Origin of the sequence: Lichenihabitans psoromatis, from assembly GCF_004323635.1 — a bacterium.
Classification (GTDB): Bacteria; Pseudomonadota; Alphaproteobacteria; order Rhizobiales; family Beijerinckiaceae; genus Lichenihabitans; species Lichenihabitans psoromatis.
The window spans coordinates 1,755,690-1,775,468 of sequence record NZ_CP036515.1; the positions used below are offsets into that span (position 1 = coordinate 1,755,690).

The 19,779-nt window shown below is 62.2% G+C and carries 17 protein-coding genes; 7 read left to right on the forward strand and 10 right to left on the reverse strand.

Going from position 1 to position 19,779, the window contains the following annotated elements; translation table 11 throughout:
• Positions 1 to 45: 45 nt before the first annotated feature.
• The 4 genes from EY713_RS08135 to EY713_RS08150 all read right to left on the reverse strand — a co-directional run bounded on the left by EY713_RS08135 (position 46) and on the right by EY713_RS08150 (position 5,251).
• Positions 46 to 2,466 (reverse strand): aerobic carbon-monoxide dehydrogenase large subunit, encoded by a 2,421-nt coding sequence (locus tag EY713_RS08135; RefSeq protein WP_131114347.1) that lies wholly within the window; start codon positions 2,464 to 2,466, stop codon positions 46 to 48.
• Positions 2,463 to 2,963 (reverse strand): (2Fe-2S)-binding protein, encoded by a 501-nt coding sequence (locus tag EY713_RS08140; protein WP_131114348.1) that lies wholly within the window; start codon positions 2,961 to 2,963, stop codon positions 2,463 to 2,465. Before EY713_RS08140 ends, EY713_RS08135 begins: the two co-directional genes overlap by 4 nt.
• 14 nt (positions 2,964 to 2,977) lie before the next feature.
• Positions 2,978 to 3,844 carry an FAD binding domain-containing protein gene (locus tag EY713_RS08145; protein WP_131114349.1) on the reverse strand — a complete coding sequence of 289 codons (867 nt, stop codon included), beginning with the start codon at positions 3,842 to 3,844 and terminating at the stop codon, positions 2,978 to 2,980.
• A gap of 180 nt (positions 3,845 to 4,024) precedes the next feature.
• Positions 4,025 to 5,251: an MHYT domain-containing protein gene (locus EY713_RS08150; protein ID WP_131114350.1), complete on the reverse strand. Its 1,227-nt coding sequence runs from the start codon at positions 5,249 to 5,251 to the stop codon at positions 4,025 to 4,027.
• Positions 5,252 to 5,512: 261 nt separating this feature from the next.
• Here EY713_RS08150 and EY713_RS08155 point away from each other — a divergent pair, with 261 nt between their 5' ends.
• Complete coding sequence (locus tag EY713_RS08155; RefSeq protein ID WP_131119457.1) at positions 5,513 to 6,631, forward strand: metallophosphoesterase; 1,119 nt, start codon at positions 5,513 to 5,515, stop codon at positions 6,629 to 6,631.
• 131 nt (positions 6,632 to 6,762) lie between these two features.
• Complete coding sequence (locus EY713_RS08160; RefSeq protein WP_131114351.1) at positions 6,763 to 7,635, forward strand: aldo/keto reductase family oxidoreductase; 873 nt, start codon at positions 6,763 to 6,765, stop codon at positions 7,633 to 7,635.
• Between the two features lie 26 nt (positions 7,636 to 7,661).
• Here EY713_RS08160 and EY713_RS08165 read toward each other — a convergent pair whose 3' ends face one another.
• The 5 genes from EY713_RS08165 to poxB all read right to left on the reverse strand — a co-directional run bounded on the left by EY713_RS08165 (position 7,662) and on the right by poxB (position 12,698).
• Entirely contained in the window at positions 7,662 to 8,228 is a 567-nt protein-coding gene (locus tag EY713_RS08165) for a cytochrome b (RefSeq protein WP_131114352.1), read from the reverse strand.
• Entirely contained in the window at positions 8,225 to 9,283 is a 1,059-nt protein-coding gene (locus EY713_RS08170) for a catalase family peroxidase (RefSeq protein ID WP_131114353.1), read from the reverse strand. Before EY713_RS08170 ends, EY713_RS08165 begins: the two co-directional genes overlap by 4 nt.
• 185 nt (positions 9,284 to 9,468) lie before the next feature.
• On the reverse strand, positions 9,469 to 9,894 hold the full coding sequence (locus tag EY713_RS08175) for a fasciclin domain-containing protein (RefSeq protein WP_131114354.1): 426 nt from the start codon (positions 9,892 to 9,894) through the stop codon (positions 9,469 to 9,471).
• 214 nt (positions 9,895 to 10,108) lie between these two features.
• On the reverse strand, positions 10,109 to 10,930 hold the full coding sequence (locus EY713_RS08180; protein ID WP_131114355.1) for an alpha/beta fold hydrolase: 822 nt from the start codon (positions 10,928 to 10,930) through the stop codon (positions 10,109 to 10,111).
• A 31-nt stretch (positions 10,931 to 10,961) separates the two neighbouring features.
• Positions 10,962 to 12,698, reverse strand: coding sequence for a ubiquinone-dependent pyruvate dehydrogenase (poxB, locus tag EY713_RS08185; RefSeq protein WP_131114356.1), 1,737 nt, complete (start codon positions 12,696 to 12,698; stop codon positions 10,962 to 10,964).
• Positions 12,699 to 13,131: 433 nt separating this feature from the next.
• On the opposite strand from poxB, the gene EY713_RS08190 reads away from it, so the two are divergent.
• From EY713_RS08190 to EY713_RS08210, 5 genes are all read left to right on the forward strand, one after another.
• A complete protein-coding gene (locus EY713_RS08190) occupies positions 13,132 to 14,148 on the forward strand; it encodes a sugar ABC transporter substrate-binding protein (RefSeq protein ID WP_131114357.1) in 1,017 nt (338 codons plus the stop codon).
• A 26-nt stretch (positions 14,149 to 14,174) separates the two neighbouring features.
• The gene (locus tag EY713_RS08195; protein WP_131114358.1) at positions 14,175 to 15,659 is read left to right on the forward strand and encodes a sugar ABC transporter ATP-binding protein; all 1,485 of its coding nucleotides are present in this window, start codon (positions 14,175 to 14,177) and stop codon (positions 15,657 to 15,659) included.
• Between the two features lie 4 nt (positions 15,660 to 15,663).
• Positions 15,664 to 16,659: an ABC transporter permease gene (locus tag EY713_RS08200; RefSeq protein WP_131114359.1), complete on the forward strand. Its 996-nt coding sequence runs from the start codon at positions 15,664 to 15,666 to the stop codon at positions 16,657 to 16,659.
• 396 nt (positions 16,660 to 17,055) lie between these two features.
• A complete protein-coding gene (locus EY713_RS08205) occupies positions 17,056 to 18,138 on the forward strand; it encodes an ATP-grasp domain-containing protein (protein ID WP_131114360.1) in 1,083 nt (360 codons plus the stop codon).
• A gap of 74 nt (positions 18,139 to 18,212) precedes the next feature.
• On the forward strand, positions 18,213 to 19,484 hold the full coding sequence (locus tag EY713_RS08210) for an NAD(P)-binding domain-containing protein (protein ID WP_131114361.1): 1,272 nt from the start codon (positions 18,213 to 18,215) through the stop codon (positions 19,482 to 19,484).
• A 21-nt stretch (positions 19,485 to 19,505) separates the two neighbouring features.
• On the opposite strand, the gene EY713_RS08215 is transcribed toward EY713_RS08210, so the two are convergent.
• Positions 19,506 to 19,733: a hypothetical protein gene (locus EY713_RS08215; RefSeq protein ID WP_131114362.1), complete on the reverse strand. Its 228-nt coding sequence runs from the start codon at positions 19,731 to 19,733 to the stop codon at positions 19,506 to 19,508.
• Between the last annotated feature and the right edge of the window lie 46 nt (positions 19,734 to 19,779).

Here is a 19,779-nt window from a genome sequence, read left to right on the forward strand (position 1 = left end):
GCTCGCGAGAATATGTGTGGCGGAGGCACCCCCTCCGCCACGGCGTCACGCATGGAGGCCGAGCCGTTCCCCGACGGTCCACAGGCGCCAATTGTCATGCGGCATCTGGATGTGCCCGGCGTTCAGGAACGCATAAGCATCGTTGACCGCGTTGGAGAAGGCCGGCACGCCCCCGACGTTGGGGCTCTCGCCCACGCCCTTCGCGCCGATCGGATGATGAGGCGAGGGCGTAACCGTGAAGTCGGTCTCCCATTTTGGGGTCTCGACCGCCGTTGGGATGAAGAAATCCATGAACGACGCGTTGGTGATGTTGCCGGTTTCGTCGTAGCTGAGTTCCTGCCCCATCGCGATCGCGAAGGCTTCGGTCAGCCCGCCATGCACCTGCCCCTCGATGATCATCGGGTTGATGCGTGTGCCGCAATCGTCGAGCGCATAGAAGCGCCGCGTCTTGGCGACCCCGGTGTCGACATCGATGTCCATGACACAGAAATAAGCGCCGAACGGATAAGTCATGTTCGGCGGATCGTAGTAGTTCACCGCCTCCAGCCCTGGCTCCATTCCGGCCGGCACGTTGTTATAGGCCGCCCAGGCGATCTCTTTCATGGTCTTGAACTTTTCGGGCAGTCCCTTGACCTCAAAACGATCGATATTCCACTCGACGTCGTAATCGGAGACTTCGAGCAGGTGGGCCGCAATCATCTGCGCCTTCGCCTTGATCTTGCGCGCCGCGAGTGCCGTGGCGGCGCCGGCGACCGGCGTCGAGCGCGACCCGTAGGAGCCGAGCCCATAGGGTGCCGTATCGGTGTTGCCTTCCTCGATCATGATGTCGTCGGCCGGAATACCGAGTTCAGAGGCGATCACCTGAGCATAGGTCGTCTCGTGCCCCTGGCCCTGGCTCTTGGTTCCCATGCGCGCAATGATGCTGCCGGTTGGATGGATGCGGATCTCGGCTGAATCGAACATGCCGACCCCGAGGATGTCGCAGTTGCGCGAGGGGCCGGCGCCGACGATCTCGGTGAAGAACGAGATACCGATGCCCATCAGCTCGCGCGTTTCACCGCGCTGGAACGCCGCCTGTTTTTCGGCCTGTTCGGCCCGCAGCCCGCGATAGTCGATCGCGTCCATCGCCTTCTGCATGGCGAAGGGATAGTTGCCGCTGTCATATTCCCAACCGAGCGCCGAATTGTAGGGAAACTGCTCGGGCTGGATGAAATTTCGCAGCCGAAGGTCGGCCGAGTCCATGCCGAGCTTCTGGGCGAGGCAATCCATCGCCCGCTCGATGCAATAGGCGGCTTCCGTCACACGGAACGAGCAGCGATAGGCGACGCCACCCGGCGCCTTGTTGGTGTAAACGCCGTCGACCTCGAGATGGGCCACCGGGAAATCGTATGATCCCGTCACAATATTCATGAAGCCCGCGGGCCACTTCGTCGGGTCGGCGCAGGCGTCGAAGGCGCCATGATCAGCCAGAACGTGAACCCGCAAGGCCAGCACCTTGCCGTCCCGCGCGGCCGCGATCTCGGTCGTCATATGGTAGTCGCGGGCGAAGGATGTCGAGGACAGGTTTTCCATCCGGTCCTCGACCCACTTGACCGGAATACCGAGGACGATCGACGCCACGATGGCGCAAACATAACCGGGATAGACGCCCACCTTATTGCCGAAGCCGCCACCGATGTCGGGCGCGATGACATGCACCTTGTGCTCCGGGATGCCGGACAACAGCGACACGACCGTGCGGACGACGTGGGGGGCTTGGAACGTGCCCCACAGCGACAATTCACCCTTGATCTTGTCCATCGAGGCGACGCACTGGCATGTCTCCAGCGGCGAGGGGTGTGTGCGATGATAGGAGATCATCTCCTTGATGGTCACGTCGGCTTGCTGGAACACGGCGTCGGTCGCGGTCTGGTCGCCCATCTGCCAATTGAAGACGTGGTTGACGTGCTTGCGAGCGCCGTGTGCGCCCACAAGATTATGCATGATGTCTTCGCGGAGGACGGGCGCATCCGGCGCCATGGCCTTGAACGGATCGACCAGGACCGGGAGGGCCTCATATTCAACCTCGACGAGGTTGACGGCATCGGCCGCGATGTAGCGGTCGTCGGCCACCACGAAAGCGACTTCCTGGTTCTGGAACAGCACTTTCTCGTCGGCCAGCACGGCCGCGACGTCGCCCGCCAGCGTCGGCATGTAATGCAGCTTCAGCGGCTTCAGGTCTGCGGCCGTCAGCACGGCACGCACGCCCTTCATCGCGAGCGCTTTGCTCGCATCGATCTTGACGATCCGGGCATGCGCGTGCGGCGAGCGGACGAAATCGCCAAAGACCATGTGGGGCAGTTTGAGATCGTCGACGTAGCTGCCTCTGCCCTGCGTGAAGCGAACGTCTTCGACGCGTTTACGCCGGCACCCCATCCCCTGGAGTTTTTCGGCGCGCTCGGCCTGTGTGGGGGTCATGTCGTTCATTCGGCGGCCTCTTGAAAGCTCACGCCGTTGATCTTGGCGGCGGCATATTGGATGGCCTTGACGATGTTCTGATAGCCCGTGCAGCGGCAGAGATTGCCCGAGATCCCCCACCGGATTTCCTCTTCGGTCGGGTCCGGGTTTTCCTGGAGAAGGCGATGCGCCCGCATGATCATGCCGGGCGTGCAGAAGCCGCATTGCAGCCCGTGCATCTCGCGAAAGGCGTCTTGCAGGACGTGCAGCGAGCCGTCCTGTCCGGCCATCCCCTCGATGGTCGTGATCTCAGCGCCATTCGCCTGCACGGCAAAAACCGTACAGGATTTCACCGAGAGGCCATTCATCTCGACCGTGCAGGCGCCGCAATGGCTCGTGTCGCAGCCGATATGCGCGCCGGTCAGCAATTGGCTCTCGCGGAGAAAGTGGATCAGCAGCGTCCGTGGCTCGACCAGCGCCTCGATGTCCTGCCGGTTGATCGTCATCGTCACGTGTGTCTTGGGCATGGCGCGCTCTCCGCTCAAGCCGTGGCGCGGGCGTGGGCCCGTTCGACGGCACGCCGGACCATGACGCCGGCCATCTTGGTTCGATATTCGACGGGACCTCGGCTATCATGCGCCGGGCTGGTAATGGCCTCGGCGGCCTCGATCGCCTTCTCGAGGGCCGCTTTGTCGAGCGTCGTGCCGACCAGAGCCCGGGCGGCATCCTCTGCCCACAAAGGTGTGCTCGCCACATTGGTGAGGCCGATCGAGCAGGTCTTGCAGACACCACCCTCGAGGGTCAGCACCACGGCGGCGGCCGCCGTCGCATAGTCGCCGACCTTGCGCTTGAGCTTCTCATAGGCGGAGCCATGGCCGGCCGGTGGGATCGGTATCCGGATGGCCGTGACGATCTCGCCGGGCAACCGCGCCGTGTCATAAGCGTCGTGATAGAAGTCGCGGGCCGCGACGCTGCGATCGCCGTCGGGGCCGGTCAGCAGATAATCGGCTCCGAGACATTGCATGAGGGCCGGCATGTCGTTGCCCGGGTCGCCGTTGGCGACGTTGCCGCCCAGTGTTCCCATCGCACGAATTTGTGGATCGGCGATCGTGACAGCCGTTTCCCCAACGAGTGGGATAAGATCACGCAGTAAAGCCGAGACGATCAGATCCTGCTGCGTCGTCATGGCCCCGACGACGATGTGATCCATTTCGCGGCGAATGAATTTGAGATCTGCGAGCCCGCCGAGATCGACGAGATGATCCGGCACGGCCAGTCGGGTCTTCATCAGGGGAATGATGCTGTGGCCCCCAGCCAGGGGATAAGCGTCATCGCCGAGACTGGCGAGAAGCGCGACCGCCTCGCTGATGGACTGAGGGCGGTGATATTCGAAAGGACCGGGAATCATATATTCCCCTCCGTGTGTTTCCTCGACGCTGGCTGTTTCCGCCATTGAAACCAGGGTCGTGGAGGGCATGCCGAGGAGCAAGCTCAAAGGCATGAGTCGCACGGTTTTTGCACGAAACGCGTGCCGATCCGCACGAAATGCGGCCGCCCTTCATCGTAATTTATCCAGCGATTTCAGTCACTAAAGCGTCGTGCGCACGACGGATGCCGAGGGGTGGCGGCTGGTGACGCAGTCGCGGATCGCGTTGATCTTGGTGCGGCTGATCGGGATCGAAAGCTTGGGGTGGCCGGATAAATCGGCAAAGCCACCATCCGCAATCTTGCGGACCGCGACGACCCGATCGAGATTGACGATGTGGCTGCGGTGCACCCGTACGAACGGGGTGCCGCCGAGGCACGCTTCGACGTCGCTGATCGACAATGAGCAGAACAACTCCTCGCGACCGTTATAGATCGAGCAATAATGCGCGTTGGCGCGCACCGCATAGACATCATGCGGTGGCAACATGATGCGCGCGCCGTCGCGCTCGACGGGAATCTGCTTCGGTCCAAGGTCCGGCACGGCATCGGGGTCGTGCTCCGGTTCAGCAGGCGGGAGAGGTTGCGACGAAGGTGTCGCGTCGGCGGCCGCCATCGCTTCCGTCAGGGGAGTGGCGGCATGCGGGTGCATCTCCGCTTTGGACGGAACCGTAAAGGCCCGCGGTTCGGGAACCAGCGTGAGAAAGAAGCCGGCCGATACGATGAAGGCCACCACAGCGACAACGATCGCCATAAGACCCGATGACAGGCTGGGCTCTCCCGGATTGTCGATATGGCCCATCTGGTGGATCGTGGTGCCAGCCATCGCGATGTAGTGCATGCTGGAAATGGCCAGCCCGAGCACGATCGCGCAGACGATCAGCGACGGCCTGCGCCGTGCCATCGTGGCGAGCCACAGCGCGGCCGCCGACGCCAGCACGGCGGCCAAGAGGCTGGCGACGACAAACCTGCGATCGTGCACCATATGCAAGCTGTCGTGCAGCGCCATCATGCCGATGTAGTGCATCGTCGCGATCCCGACGCCCATGACCGATGCTGTGCAGGCCAAGGTGCGAAACGACGTTGGCCAGAGACTCGCGCCAACGATCGCGAACCCGACCACGAGAACACAAAGCAGAAAAGACATGAGCGTCGGAAGCACCTGATAGGTGGTGCCGACCGGAAGCGCGATGGCGAGCATGCCGACGAAATGCATGCCCCAAATGCCCATCGCGAGTGACAATGACGCGCCGACGAGCAAGAGACGTCTGTGCAGACCCTTTGCGTCCGCAACCTGGATCGTCAGCCTCAGTCCGACATAACTCGCCTGAACCGCGATCGCGATCGAGAGTAGGACGAGGAGCGGATTATAGGCGATCGCGACATCCACGCCGAACCCTCCCTGTTGGTCGCATTCCCATTCGGGATTGCCCGCATCATCGGGCAGTGGTGCGGCGAAGACAAGCGATCGCCATGACGCCGTGAGAGACCCGAGATGACCGCGCTCTGCGATGCGACCACCCTTTGGGCGAGATCCGGGCTGCTTGCTCGCCTCTGCACGCCGTCACCATGCTAAGGAGCGTGGATGAACCGTGGACGCGTCACGACCTGAGCAGCGCGAGGACCGTCCATCGCCATTGGAGAGATCTTGATTTTCCACATCATCTTTAGCGTGCCGAGCCTGCTGGTGATCGGGCGGTTTCTGTGGCCCCTTCACATTCCGCTCCTGGTCAAAGCCGGCGCAACCGTTTTGCTGCTCGTCGCGTCCCAATATCTGCTGTGGAGCCGGCTCTCGTCGGGGTCGGTTTTTTCGCCTGAGTTTCCCCGCCCGATCGTCATCCTGTTCAATTGGGCATCTGGCGCGATCCTGCTGCTCGCCTTGTTCCAACTGGCGCTCGATGCGGGAACGCTGATCGCAATGCTGGTGTGGGGAGGCAGCGTTGTCGTGCCGGACATCGTCCGCTACGGGATCGCCACCCTCGCCGCCGTTCTGGCGGCCATTGGTGTCGCTGAGGCGATCCGCGTGCCACCCTTGAAGGATGTCGAGATCGGACTTCGCGACTTGCCGCCGCAGTTCGACGGTTACAGGCTGCTGCAACTGACCGACCTCCATATCAGCAGGTTGTTCCCACAAGCCTGGACGCGCGCGGTCGTCGAACGGTCCAATGCGCTGGCTGTCGACCTGATCGTGGTGACGGGTGACTTTATCGATGGCACCATCGCGGCGCGGCGCGACGACGTGGAGCCGCTGAGAACCCTGCATGCGCCGGACGGGGTCTATTTCATTCCCGGAAATCACGAATATTTCTTCGGCTATGACGCCTGGATGCGGCACTTCACCGAGATGGGGATGCGGCCTTTGGCCAACGCTCACACGGTCATCGAGCGGGACGGCCGCTCACTGGTGATCGCCGGCGTGACCGACCTTTCGGCCTCTGAGACGGGCCATCCTGCACCGGACCTGATGGCCGCCCTCGATCATGTCCCGATCGGGGCACCGATCGTTCTGCTCGATCACCAGCCAAGGAACGCGCGGGCCGCCGCCGCGCGCGGTGTGGCATTACAATTGTCCGGCCATACCCATGGCGGGATGATTCGTGGCCTCGACAGGCTGTTCGCCAAGCCGAATGGTGGTTTCGTCTCGGGCCGCTATGATGCGGAGGGGATGACGCTCTACGTGAATAACGGCACCGCTTTATGGGCCGGTTTTGCCCTGCGGTTGGGTCGCCCATCCGAGTTGACGCGGATCACCCTAAGCCGGAGCGGGTAAGTTCTCCTGTCCGGGCATCGAGACGGTTCCTAACGCCTTGATTGTTCGCTGAGCCGAACAGCCCGTCCTGATCCAGCCCGATTATCGGATCGGCATACGATGGTTAGCTTTGGTCAATGAAGGAGACGCACATGCAGACGATCGATCGCGCTGGTACCTACAATCTTGGCAACCGCAGCGTAAAGCGGATGGGCTATGGGGCGATGCAACTCGCGGGTCCCAAGGTGTTCGGGCCGCCTCGCGATCCGGAGGCGGCGGTCGCGGTTCTCCGCGAAGCCGTCGCGGCCGGCGTCGACCATATCGATACCAGCGACTTTTATGGGCCGCACGTCACCAACCAGCTCATCCGCGAGGCGTTGGCGCCCTATTCGAGCGATCTCGTGATCGTGACGAAGGTTGGGGCACGGCGGGGCGACGATGCATCATGGCTCCCGGCCTATGCGGCGGACGATCTCGTGCGTGCCGTCGACGACAATCTGCAGAATCTCGGTGTGGAGGTGCTCGACGTCGTCAATCTCCGCATCATGCTCGATCCCCATGGCCCGGCGGAAGGGTCGATCGCGGAACCGCTGAAGGTGCTGGTCGATTTGCAGCGGCAAGGTCGGGTGCGGGCGATCGGCCTGAGCAACGTGACCGCGACCCAGGTTCGTGAGGCGCGCGGGATCGCCGAGATCGTCTGCGTGCAAAACCAGTATAATCTTGCGCATCGCGCCGACGATGCGCTGCTCGACGCCCTTGCGGCGGATGGGATTGCCTATGTTCCGTTCTTCCCCTTAGGCGGGTTCAGTCCCCTGCAGTCGGCGACCTTGTCCGAGGTCGCGACGCGCCTCCACGCCACGCCGATGCAGGTCGCGCTGGCTTGGCTGTTGCGGCGCGCCCCCAACGTTTTGCTCATCCCAGGCACGTCCTCATCCGCGCATTTGCGTGACAATCTCGCTTCAGCGGCCTTGATGCTGCCGGACGACGCGCTCGCTGCGCTGAACGGCATCGGTTCGGCTCACTGACACGCGTCCGTGATCGACGCAGCCGATCACTCGGCTGGCGCGAGATCCTGATCGTGGCTCGGAACCGGCGCCATGGCCTCGAAAACGCCGTCGCGCCGGATCAGCGCGTGGAACAGAGCCGCTGCGACATGCAGCAGGATCAGAGCGAAAAACGCGAAGGCGAGATAGAAATGCGCGTTCCACAGGAGCGTATGCAAGCTATCGCTTTGGGGCAGGATCGGCGGCAGCGTCACGCCGCCGAACATCACGATCGGGTAGGCGGCCGCTGACAGCATGCCCCAGCCGAGCAACGGCATGGCGAGCATCAGCGCGTAGAAGGCGTAATGCGAGAGTTTGGCCGCGAGCTTCATCGGGATCGGCAGATCGGCCGGCAGCGCCGGCGCGCCATAGCGCAGCCGCACGACGAGGCGAATGAGTGCCAGAACCAGGATGGCGATACCGAGCGGCTTATGGATCGAAACGAGCGTGACGTAACTTTGCGTGATGGTCGAGACCATGCCGACGCCGATGAACAGCATGGCGAGGATGCAGAGGGCCATCAGCCAATGCAGCCCTCGCTGGAGCGGCGTGAAGTGGGTGCGGTCCACCGTCATGGCTTGGCCTCCGTCGCGACGCGCGGGTAATCCTTGGCTTCGGCCGTGCGCCGGTCGAACGACACCGCATAAGCGGCCGATCGCGCAGACGGGAACGGATCGTCAGAAAGTTTGATGCCGGATGGCACAACCGTTGGGTCGAAGTTGATGTCACGGCATGGCCCGTCCGCCTCGGGCTCGATTTTATTAACCGTGAGGGTTCCGACCTGCACGGTCTTGCGATCGTCGGGCCAAGCCTTGCTCGGATCGGCCGTCGGGTCCCCGGAATTGGCGGCCGTGACCGTCATGGTCCATGTCTGCGGACCTTTACCGACTCTATCGATGATGTCCTGCTCGAGCACGTCAGGGCCGCGCGCCGTGAGGTCCGCGACGGACAGGAAGGTTGGTTGCGCCGCCGGAAGCAAGGACCAGCGCACGGCATGGTCGGTGCCGGACGCATCTGTGAACAGAAAGCTGTTCAGGCTGTTGTAGCGCTCTTCCGCGTAGCTCGCCGTGAAAGGCGCGGTGCCCGCCCAGGCGCCGAAGGCACCGATCTCCGGATGAGCCGCCGCGAAGCTCTTCATCGCGTCCGGGGCCTTGCTGGCAGAGGCCGTCAAGAGTTCGTAGAAGGCTTGCGGCGTCGCGACCGGAAAGAACGGCAGGTCGATCATGGCGGTGCGCCATTCCTGACCGCCCGGCGGCATGATGCGGAGGCTGATGCCGCGCACCCGCACTGTGGCGTCCACGACCTTCGGGTCGGGTGTGCCGAGGTTGAAGCGGCCCACGACGGGAGAACGGCCGGACGCGAAGACCTGTGCGGTCGACAGTGCCGATCCAGCGCCATTGGCCTCAAAGGCGCCCGTGAAGCAGATGCCTTTGGCGTGATTGCGACGATGGCCGAGGGCAGGGCCGGTTGGAGGCGCCAGCGCATCCACCAGTTTTACGGGGGTCAGCCGCTGCGGTGAGAACCAACCGGCCGTAAAGGCGAAAGCTGCCGCGCCCCCGGCCACGACGGCCGCGATCAGTACAAGCGGCCCGATGACGGACCTCGCCGAAGAGGGTGTCGGTGCTGACATGATCACCCCATGAACCGACGACCGAATCGTCGAAAAACCTGAGGCATCATGATCGGGCGGACGCCACACCGCGTCAATCCGGCTCTGCTGTCGATCTGCGTTCCGTTTGGGTTTCCGCAGGCATAAAAGATGGGGTGAAAGGCGAGCAATCGCCCGCCTTTCGTTCGAGTGGATCGACGGTAAAATCAGCCCTTCGGCAGAATGACCTTGTCGATGACGTGAATCACGCCGTTCGAGCAGGCGATGTCGGCCGAGACGACCTTGGCGCCGCTGACGGTTACGCCATTGGTCCCATCGACGTGAAGCTCTTCGCCGCCGACCGACTTCGGCGACATGGTCTTGCCGGTCACGTCCGCCGCCATCACCTTGCCGGGGAGGACGTGCAGCGTCAGGATCTTGACGAGCTGGTCTTTGTTCTCCGGCTTGATCAGCGTCTCGACGGTGCCGGCCGGCAGGGCCTTGAAGGCATCATCGGTGGGTGCGAAAACGGTGAAAGGGCCAGCGCCCTTCAAGGTCTCGACGAGCCCGGCAGCCTGGACGGCCGCAACGAGGGTCGTGAACGAGCCGGCCGCAATCGCGGTGTCAACGATATCGTGAGTGGAATCAGCCATAACATCCCCATTTAACCTTCTGCCGCATGTCGAAGACAGCAGCGCGCCGGTCATTCAAAGCGCTCCGAAGTCAAGGCGGCCGACTGAAGCCGCCAGTAACGTTCGAAACGCTGTTATGTGCCGCACCAATGTGCATTCAAGTGCGGCATAATGGGTGACAATACTGTGACGCCACTGGCGGCAGACTCAACGAGCCTTGCCGCAAGCTTTGATGTTAGGCCTTAGCGAAGGCCAGAATGTCGGCGCTGACCTCGTGTTTGTGGGTCGAGCACATGCCGTGCGGGGCGCCGGGATAGATCTTCAGGGTGGCCCCCTTGATTAATTTGGCTTGCAGCTTGCTCGCATGCTCCATCGGCACGATCTGGTCGTCGTCGCCCTGCAGGATCAGCGTCGGGACGTCGATGGCCTTCAGGTCATCAGTCTGGTCCGTTTCCGAAAAGGCCTTGATACAATCATATTCGGCCTTGATGCCGGCCATCATGCCTTGCAGCCAGAAGGAGTCCCGCAAGCCCTGGCTGACCTTGGACCCCTCGCGATTGGCGCCATAGAAGGGCGCCGAGAGATCCTTGAAAAATTGCGAGCGGTCGGTCACGACGCCATCGCGGATGCCGTCGAAGGCCGACAGCGGCAAGCCGCCCGGAAACGCTTCGGTCGAGACCATGATGGGGGGCACGGCGCTGATCAGGACGAGTTTGGCAACGCGCCCTTTTCCGTGCCGGGCCACGTAGCGGGCCGCCTCGCCGCCGCCCGTCGAATGGCCGACATGGATCGCGTCGGTGAGGCCCAATTGCGTCACCAGTTCGTCGAGATCGGACGCATAGGTGTCCATGTCGTTGCCGATCCAGGGCTGGCTCGAGCGGCCATGACCGCGGCGGTCATGCGCGATGCAGCGGAAGCCGTGGTCCGCGAGGAACAACATCTGATCCTCAAAGGCGTCCGAACTCAGCGGCCAGCCGTGGCTGAACACCACCGGTTGGCCGGCCCCGAAATCCCGGTAGAAGATCGACGTTCCGTCCTGTGTCGTGATGGTTGGCATGGTGTCATACTCCTGGGTGAGTGCGGGCCGCTTAGCGCGGAAGCAGGTTCGTCTTGGCGAGGTCGATGACCTGATCGCCGCGCCCGCTCATCACGGCACGCAGCATCCACAGGCTGAAACCTTTGACCTCGTCGAGGCCGATGGTCGGCGGCATCGAGAGTTCGTTCGTCGCCGTCACGACGTCGAGCAGGGCTGGGCCGTCGTGCGCCAGAATGGTCTGGATCGCGTCGGGCAGGTCGCCCGGGTCCTCGACTCGGATCGCGTGGATGCCCATGGCGCGAGCCATGGCGGCGAAATCCGGGTTCTGAAGATCGACGCCGATATCGACCAGACCCGCTGCCTTCATCTCCAGCGCCACGAAGCCGAGCACGCCATTACTGAAGATCACGACCTTCAGCGGAAGCTTGGCCTGGGTTAGGGTGATGAGATCGCCCATCAGCATCGTGAAACCGCCGTCGCCCGACAGCGAGATCACCTGCCGTCCAGGTTGGGCCGCCTGAATGCCGATGCCTTGTGCCATGGCATTGGCCATCGAGCCATGCACCAGCGAGCCGATCAGGCGCCGCTTGCCATTCATGGCAAGATAGCGCGCCGCCCAAATGGTCGGGGTGCCGACATCGAACGTGAACACGGCATCCTCGCTCGCCGCATCGCTGACCACCTTCGCGAGATATTGCGGGTGGATCGGCTTACGTCCCGGCGTCCCTTTGGCGAGATCGTCGAGCCCCTCACGCGCGCTCTTGTAGCGGGTCAGCGCGTCGTCGAGGTGGAGCCGCTCCGTCTTGACCCGCAAGCTCGGAAGCAACGCCGTGATGGTCGCGTCCACGTCGCCCACAAGCCCAAGCTCGAGCTTGGCGCGACGACCGAGGTTTTCCGGCCGGATATCGACTTGTGCGATCTTGGCGTCGGTCGGCAGGAACTGCTTGTATGGAAAATCGGTGCCGAGCATCAGCAACACCTCGCACCGATGCATGGCTGCATAGCCGGACGAAAAGCCGATGAAGCCCGTCAGGCCGACATCATAGGGGTTGTCATATTCGACATATTCCTTGCCGCCGAGTGCATGGACAATTGGGCTCTTCAATGTTTCGGCGAGGCGCATCAGTGAGCCGTGGGCACCGGCGCAGCCGCGCCCGCAGAACAGGGTGACGCGCTCGGCGCCGTTCAGCAACTCGGCCAGGGCCGCGATATCGGCGGCGGGTGGCTGCATGATCGGAGCGGCGGGGATCAGGCTGCGGCGCGGCGAGATCGCCTTGTTCGGGGCGGGCTTCAGCGACACGTCGCCCGGGATCACCACCACGCCGACGCCGCGTTGGCCGACGGCGGACCGAATGGCATTTTCGAGGACGAACGGCATCTGATGCGGGTCCGAGACCAGCTCACAATAATGGCTGCATTCGCGAAACAAGTTTTGTGGATGCGTCTCCTGGAAGTAGCCGCCGCCGATCTCGGACGAGGGGATCTGGGCCGCGATGGCGAGCACCGGGGTGCGGCTGCGATGGGCATCGAACAAGCCGTTGATGAGATGCAGATTGCCAGGCCCGCAGGAGCCGGCGCAGACCGCCAGATTGCCGGTGATCTGCGCTTCGCCGGAGGCCGCGAAGGCCGCCACCTCCTCGTGACGGACGTGCACCCACTCGATGGTGCCGCGTTGGCGCAATGCTTCGGTCAGCCCATTCAGGCTGTCGCCCACGACCCCGAAAATACGTCTGACGCCCGCTTCCTCCAGCGTTGCGACGATGAGATCGGCAATGCTCGTGATCGGCATGAAACTCTTCCTCGGGTGGCGCAGGTGAAACTCAATCGATGATGGACCAGCGATCGCACAATTGGGTGACGAAGACTTGGAGGTTTGCGGCGCGATTTGCAGCCTTCGATCGTCGCGGCGAGCGGTGCGAGACGAGAGATGGATGACGTGCCGCTGCCGTTTGCTATTGCCGGTCGCTCGGTGATGCGGACCGGCCCCTGCATGGGCGGCGACCCCGTCTTGCGCCCCTCCCCAAACATGAACGTGATCCCGGTTCGTAACAACCATACGACGCGCACGCTCGGGAAAACGAGACGGCATTTTGTTTTCTGCTGCCGGCGCGCTCGGTTCCGCAGATGATGGCGCTGCCATTTGGCTTGACAGCGCGATCGTCGGAAGGACAGTCTCGGCATTAAGGCTACACAACAAGCAATGAGCCGATCTTGGGGGAAACATGGACAGAAGAGACCTGTTGAAATCCGTCGGCATTCTGACGGTGACGAGCTTTCTGCCGAGCGTCGCACGGGCCGCCGCAGGTAAACCGCTTAAGATCGGCTATAACGTCTCCACGCTGGCGAACCCGTTTTTCCAGGGCATGACCAAGGGGGTCGTCGATGCCGTGCAGCAATTCCCAAACATGACATTGCTGAACACCAATGCGAATGGCGATGCCAACACCCAGGCCAGCATGGTTGTCGACCTCATCAACCAGGGCGTCGATGCGCTGATCCTCAACCCAATCAATGCAAACGCGATCGTTCCGGTCGTGCTTCAAGCCGACAAGAAGAAGATCCCGGTCTTCACGCTTGATCGCGGGGCCGGCTGCGGCGACTGCCAGACGAATTTCCTCGAGACCGACAACGTCGCCATGGGCCGCGAGGGCGCCCGCTACATCGTCGCTCAATTGCAGAAGCGTTACGGCAAGATCCAAGGCAACGTCGTCGATCTCGTCGGCTTGATCGGCACCACGGCGGGTGATGATCGCGACAAGGGCTTCATGGACGAATTCAATAAGATCGCGGCCGACAATCCGGGTCTCAAACTCGTGGCCCGACAGGAAGGCCAATTCGATCAGGAGAAGTCCTTCAATCTTATGAGCCAGATCATGGCCGCGAACCAGCAGATCGATGCCGTGTTCAATGGCAATGACGATAATGCGGTCGGCGCCTTGCGCGCTGTGCGGCAAGCCAGCCGCAACATGCCGATCGGCGATCCCAAGCACATCATCATCATCGGCATCGATGGAACCCGGCAGGCGCTGACGGCCATCCGCAAGGGCGACATGGACGCGACCTTGTCGCAGAACCCGCTCACCATGGCGTCGCAATCGGTGAAATTCGTCGATCAATTCTACAATGGCGACAAGGCAGCGATCCCCCCACACGAGTTCTGGCCCCATATCCTGATCACCAAGGACAATATCGACAGCCCCGAGGTTAAAACCTATGGCCTGTGGGGCGAGGCGGTCTGATCGCGCCCGCGACGATTGCCGCCCCGATGGCACGTCTGCTCGACATGCAAGGCGTCTCCAAAGCGTTTCTCGGGGTCGAGGTTCTCAGCGACGTCGCGCTGACATTGGGGCGCGGCGAAGTGCTCGGCGTCGTCGGTGAAAATGGCGCCGGGAAATCCACGCTGATGAAAATTCTGGCCGGAGTCCACCGGCCGGATGCCGGGACGATCCGGCTCGATGGCGTCGCCTTCGAGCCGCATAGTCCGCGGGACGCTTTGGCGGCGGGCATCAAGGTGGTGCATCAGGAGTTGAGCCTGTTTCCCGACCGCACCGTTGCGGAAAACATCTTCGCGGGTGTGTTGCCGAGGACCCTGGTCGGGACGATCAGCCGACGCCGGTTGATGCGCAATACGCAGGTCGTGCTGAAACGCGTCGGGCTCGAGATCGCTCCAAACGCGCGCATTCGCACCTTGTCGCTCGCGCAGCGGCAACTCGTTGAAATCGGACGGGCGCTCTCGCAGAAAGCCCGCATTATCGTGATGGACGAGCCGACCGCGACCCTGACTGGGCACGAGGTCACCTTTCTGATGGCAACCATCAAGGCGCTGAAGTCCGACGGCGTCGGCATCATCTTCATCAGTCATCATCTCGACGAGGTCTTCGCGATCTGCGACCGCATCGCCGTGATGCGCGACGGACGTAGCGTCGAGGATCGGCCGACGCTGGATTGGACCGAGGCCACCATGGTTCAGGCCATGGTGAACCGACCGATCGACAAATTCGTCCCCAAGCAGTCGATTGCGCTTGGTGCTGTCATGCTGGACGTCAAAGACTTGGCCAGCAAGGGGCGGTTCAGCGGCGTGTCGTTCGAGGTCAGGGCTGGTGAGATCTACGGGCTCGCGGGCCTCGTCGGGGCCGGACGCACCGAAGTGCTGAAGACGATCTTCGGCGTGTTGCCGCTGACCAGCGGCAACATCGAGGTTGCGGGGGAGCCCTACCGGCCCCAATCGCCGCGCTCCTCCCTGCGGCAAGGCGTGGTGCTGACGCCCGAAGACCGGAAGCTCGAAGGGCTCGTTCTGCCTTTCTCGATCCGGCGCAACCTCGCCATGTCGACGCTCAATGCGCTGTCGCGCTGGGGCGTTCTGTCGGCCCGGGCCATCGGCATATTGGCCGATAAGTCGATCCGCTCCTTGCGGATCCGCACGAGTTCGGCCGACCAGGAGGTGCGCCGTCTCTCCGGCGGCAACCAGCAAAAAGTCGTGCTGGCTCGCGCCATCAGCGTGGGGCCGCGCGTCTTCATGCTCGACGAACCGACACGCGGCGTCGATGTCGGCGCGAAGGTGGAGGTCTATACGCTCATCGGCGATCTCGCAGCCAAAGGGGCCGCCATCCTCATCGTGTCGTCGGACCTGCTCGAACTTCTGGGGCTTTGCGACCGCATCGGTGTGCTGCGGGCAGGACGATTTGCCGGCGAGGTCAGCCGCGAGGAGTTCAGCCAGGATCGCATCATGTCTCTCGCGGCCATCGGATAACCTTATGACCACCAACGACACTGCGGCGCGCGTCGACACCAAGACACCGGCCACGCGGCGATGGCTCAAGACCGATGTCAGCGACCTGACGGTCCTGGGCGTGTTTCTGGCGATCGTGCTCTACCTTAGCCTGTCGACCGCCTCGTTCCTGTCGACCGCCAATCTGATGGCGATCCTGGTCGCAACGTCGCTGATCGCGCTCGTGGCTTGCGGGCAGACATTCGTCATCATCACGGGCGGCATCGATCTGTCGTCCGGTTCCGTTGTGGCTCTATCCGGCATCGTGGCCGCCATGGCGCTCCAGGCCCATGTGCCGGTGCCGTTGGCCGTCGTGATCGGGGTTCTGACCGGAGCGGGATGCGGCCTCTTCAACGGCATGGCCGTGACGCTGCTCGGTATGAATCCGTTCATCGTCACGCTCGCCTCCATGGCCATGGCGCGTGGCCTTGCCTTCATTCTCCCGAAAGGCGCCACGATCTTCGGCTTCGACGACGCTTTCGACGCGATCGGGGGCGGTCTCATCGGCTTCTTTCCGATCGCCGGTCTTATCTCGGTGTTGGCCCTCGGCATCGGGGCCTTCGTGCTCAGAAAGACCGTCTTCGGCAGCGAAGTTTATTCGGTCGGCGGCAATCGCGAGGCTGCCGTCATGACCGGTATCCCGGTAAGACGGACGCTGCTGTCGGTCTATACGATATCGGGCGCCCTTGCCGGCCTTGGCGGCATCATCCTGACGGGTCGGCTTGACTCGGCGCAGCCCATCGCGGCGAACGGCCTCGAGTTGAACGCCATCGCAGCCGTAGTGATCGGCGGCGCGTCCCTGTTCGGCGGCCGTGGTTCGATGATGGGGACCATCCTCGGCGTTTTGTTGATCGGTGTCATCAACAACGGGCTGACGCTCCACAACGTGGAGCCCTTCTGGGTCCAGTTCATCCAGGGAGCCGTCATCTTCCTCGCTGTTTTGTTCGACTCGTTGAACAACAAGCGCAAGGCGTCCTCCTAGGTCCGCTCGCGTTCGACAAATTCACGCCAATCCGACCGCGCCACCTCGACAAAGCGACGAGGCTGCCGCGTTGTGAGCCGCACCAAAGGTCTCAAGGCGCGCGCCATGCCGCTCGCTACGCGAGCGCGCCCTGATCGCTAGCCTCCGGGGTGGGTGTGAAGCAGATCGAACCTCTCGTGCACGGTCAAGCACCTCGTCGGCTTAATCCGAAAGAACGAGCGCCGGGCCATACCTCATTTGATTGATACTCCTTTGCGATCTCGCCAAGCGTGAGTGTCTCGGTCAATGAACATACGTTGCTCATAAATATTATTAAATATCAATTTAGATACAGATGACCCCAAGTATAGCGTGGCAGGTCAAAATCATGAACGTTCGCGATCACCGAGCTGCCAGATGAGCAAGAAACGTCGACTTCTTCTGCTTGCGGAAAGTTTTCGGCTGCCTTATCGCGTCATGCGATGCGCGGCCGCAAGTGGAGATGAAATATTTGTGCTCGGAACGTCTGACGCCGCAAATCTGAAAATCTCGAACTCATGTAAAAAATATATTCCGATCGAGGGGTCGTTTTCGGATTTTGTGTTTGAAGATGTTCAGAAAATCAATGCAATTGCGGCGCATTTTGATATTTCCTGCATCTTGCCGAGTTGTCCGATGACGACGCGGTTTCTGTCGGTTCATGGAGCCTCACTGACGACGCGGCATTTTCCTGTACCGTCGAGCAAAGTGTTCGACCTTCTCGACAACAAATGGAGCTTCGCGGAATTCTGCGTGGAACTTGGGGTGCCGCATCCTCCCACGCGCCATGTTGCGACGCCGAAAGAACTCCAATTTTCCAACGGCCTCAGTCAATTGATTTTCCCGTTGATGTTGAAACCGCTGTCTCTGTGGGGCAGCGCCGGGATCAGCAAGATTAATCGGATTGAAGATCTGCCCGCACATTTCGACCACACGCCGATGGTGGCGCAAAGCTATATTCCGGGCCAGGATATTTGTGCCTTCTACCTCTGCGACAATGGCGTCATCGTCCGTTCGATCCAGTATATCAAGACAGAGCGTCGTGTGACATTCATCAATGATAGTCGAATTGATGAAAACGCTTTATCGATCATCAGTCATCTCAACTATAATGGTGTCATCGGCTTTGATATCAGGCGCGACCCCGCCGGGGAAATCTGCTTTATCGAGTGTAATCCGCGCTTCTGGTATCGAATTCATTTCGCGTCGATCATCGGCATCAACTTCGTCAAAGAAGGTCTGGCGATTAACATTGGTTCCAGGCAAGACGCGAAAGACAAGCGCGACGTAACCGTCATGACCTATAGTGCGCTCGCGGCGCATCTTTTCATGCCTTGGCGGCTGACGACCTACGACTTTGCCATGCTGCGGTATCTGGCGGTCGATCCTTTTCCGACGGTGCTGACGATCCTTCAGCGCGCGTTTGGCCCGACGCTGACCGCCAATGGGGCGCATTTTTGATCTGCTAACCGGCCGCGCGGGCCGCACGTGTCGGACATTCACAAATTTCGTTTCAGACGACGAAGGGGCTCACGATGCTGCAACATATTCCCGTCGCGATCATAGGGGCCGGCCCCTATGGGCTGTCGATCTCGGCTCATCTCCACCATGCAGGGATCGGTCATCGCATCTTCGGGCGGTCGATGGAGACCTGGTCGACCGGTATGCCCTCCGGGATGTTCCTGAAATCCGCACCCGCCGCCACGGATCTGTCCGATCCGGAGGAGCGACTGACCCTGAAGGCTTTCTGTGCGCGGCAGGGTCTCGCTTATGATCCGCTCGAGATGCCGTTGCCGGTGGAACTGTTCACAGCTTATGGCGAAGCGTTCCAACGCGAGTTGGTGCCGCATCTCGAGCCGCAGTTCGTCCGCAATCTCGCGCGCGCGCCCGACGGGTTTACGCTGACGCTGGATGACGGCTCGGTCGTGCAGGCCGAACAGGTCGTCGTGGCGACGGGGTTGCGCCGCTTCGGCTCGGTGCCGGATGCGATCGCGACGCTGCCGCCCAGCCTCATGACCCACAGCAGCGAGGCGGCGGATCTCACGCATCTGCGTGGACAAGACGTCATCGTGTTGGGCGGTGGATCATCGGCTGTCGATGTCGCGGCTGCGCTGCACCGCTCCGGCGCCCGTGCGACGCTCGTGGCTCGACGGGCGACGCTGCGGTTTCCACCGATCAACGGGAAGCGGCGCTGGTTTCACGCGATCAAGGCGCCGATGACGCCGCTCGGGCCGGGGTGGAACAAGGTGCTGGCCTGGAAGGGCGCGCTCGTGTTCCACAAGATGCCGGCCGACTTCCGCGCCATGGTCGTGCGTCGCTATCTCGGTCCGTCTCCGACGATTTCGGTGCGCGAGACGATCGAGGCGCATGTCGCTCAGATTCTCAATGCCACGATCAGCCGCTGCGAGGTCGTCCAGGGCCGTTTGCGCGTGACGGTCCGCAGCGATGGCGTCGATCGTTCGATCGAGGCCGACCATATCGTGGCCGCGACGGGCTATCGCATCGACCTCGCCCGGCTCGATTTTCTCGATCACGACATCGTTGCGGCGGTCGCCTGCACCAACGGCTATCCGACGTTGTCGAACCGTTTCGAGACCAGTCTGCGCGGTCTCTACTTCGTCGGAACACCGTCGGCCGTCAGTTTCGGACCCATCATGCGGTTTGTCTGTGGAACGGGGTTCTGCTCCCGCCGTGTAACCGGCGCAATCGCGCGCTCGGTCCGAAGCGCAAGGCGATACGGCACTGTCACGCTCGGACGTCAAAACCAGGGTGTCGAGGTTGGAACGCCGGTGACCGATCCGAGCTGATCCTCGTCAGCAGCTTTGGCGTTAGACGGCGAGGTGCCGGTGGGCTTCGTCCGGCGTCATCTCGCGGATCTGATCGTCGGTCCAGCCAAGCTCGCGTAAGCGAGCGCGTTGCTGTCGCGTGATCATCAGCGACACCGCGGCGGGCTCGATCGCCGGGTCCTCCGGCTCACCCGTGTCGTTGGCGGGCTCCGGTGTGCGGGCGAGTGCATCGGTGATGAGCCGTTTCAGCCACTCATTCGGATCGGTCATGAGAAGCCTCCTGATCGCGCCATCTGCGCGGGTCCGATGCGTGAAC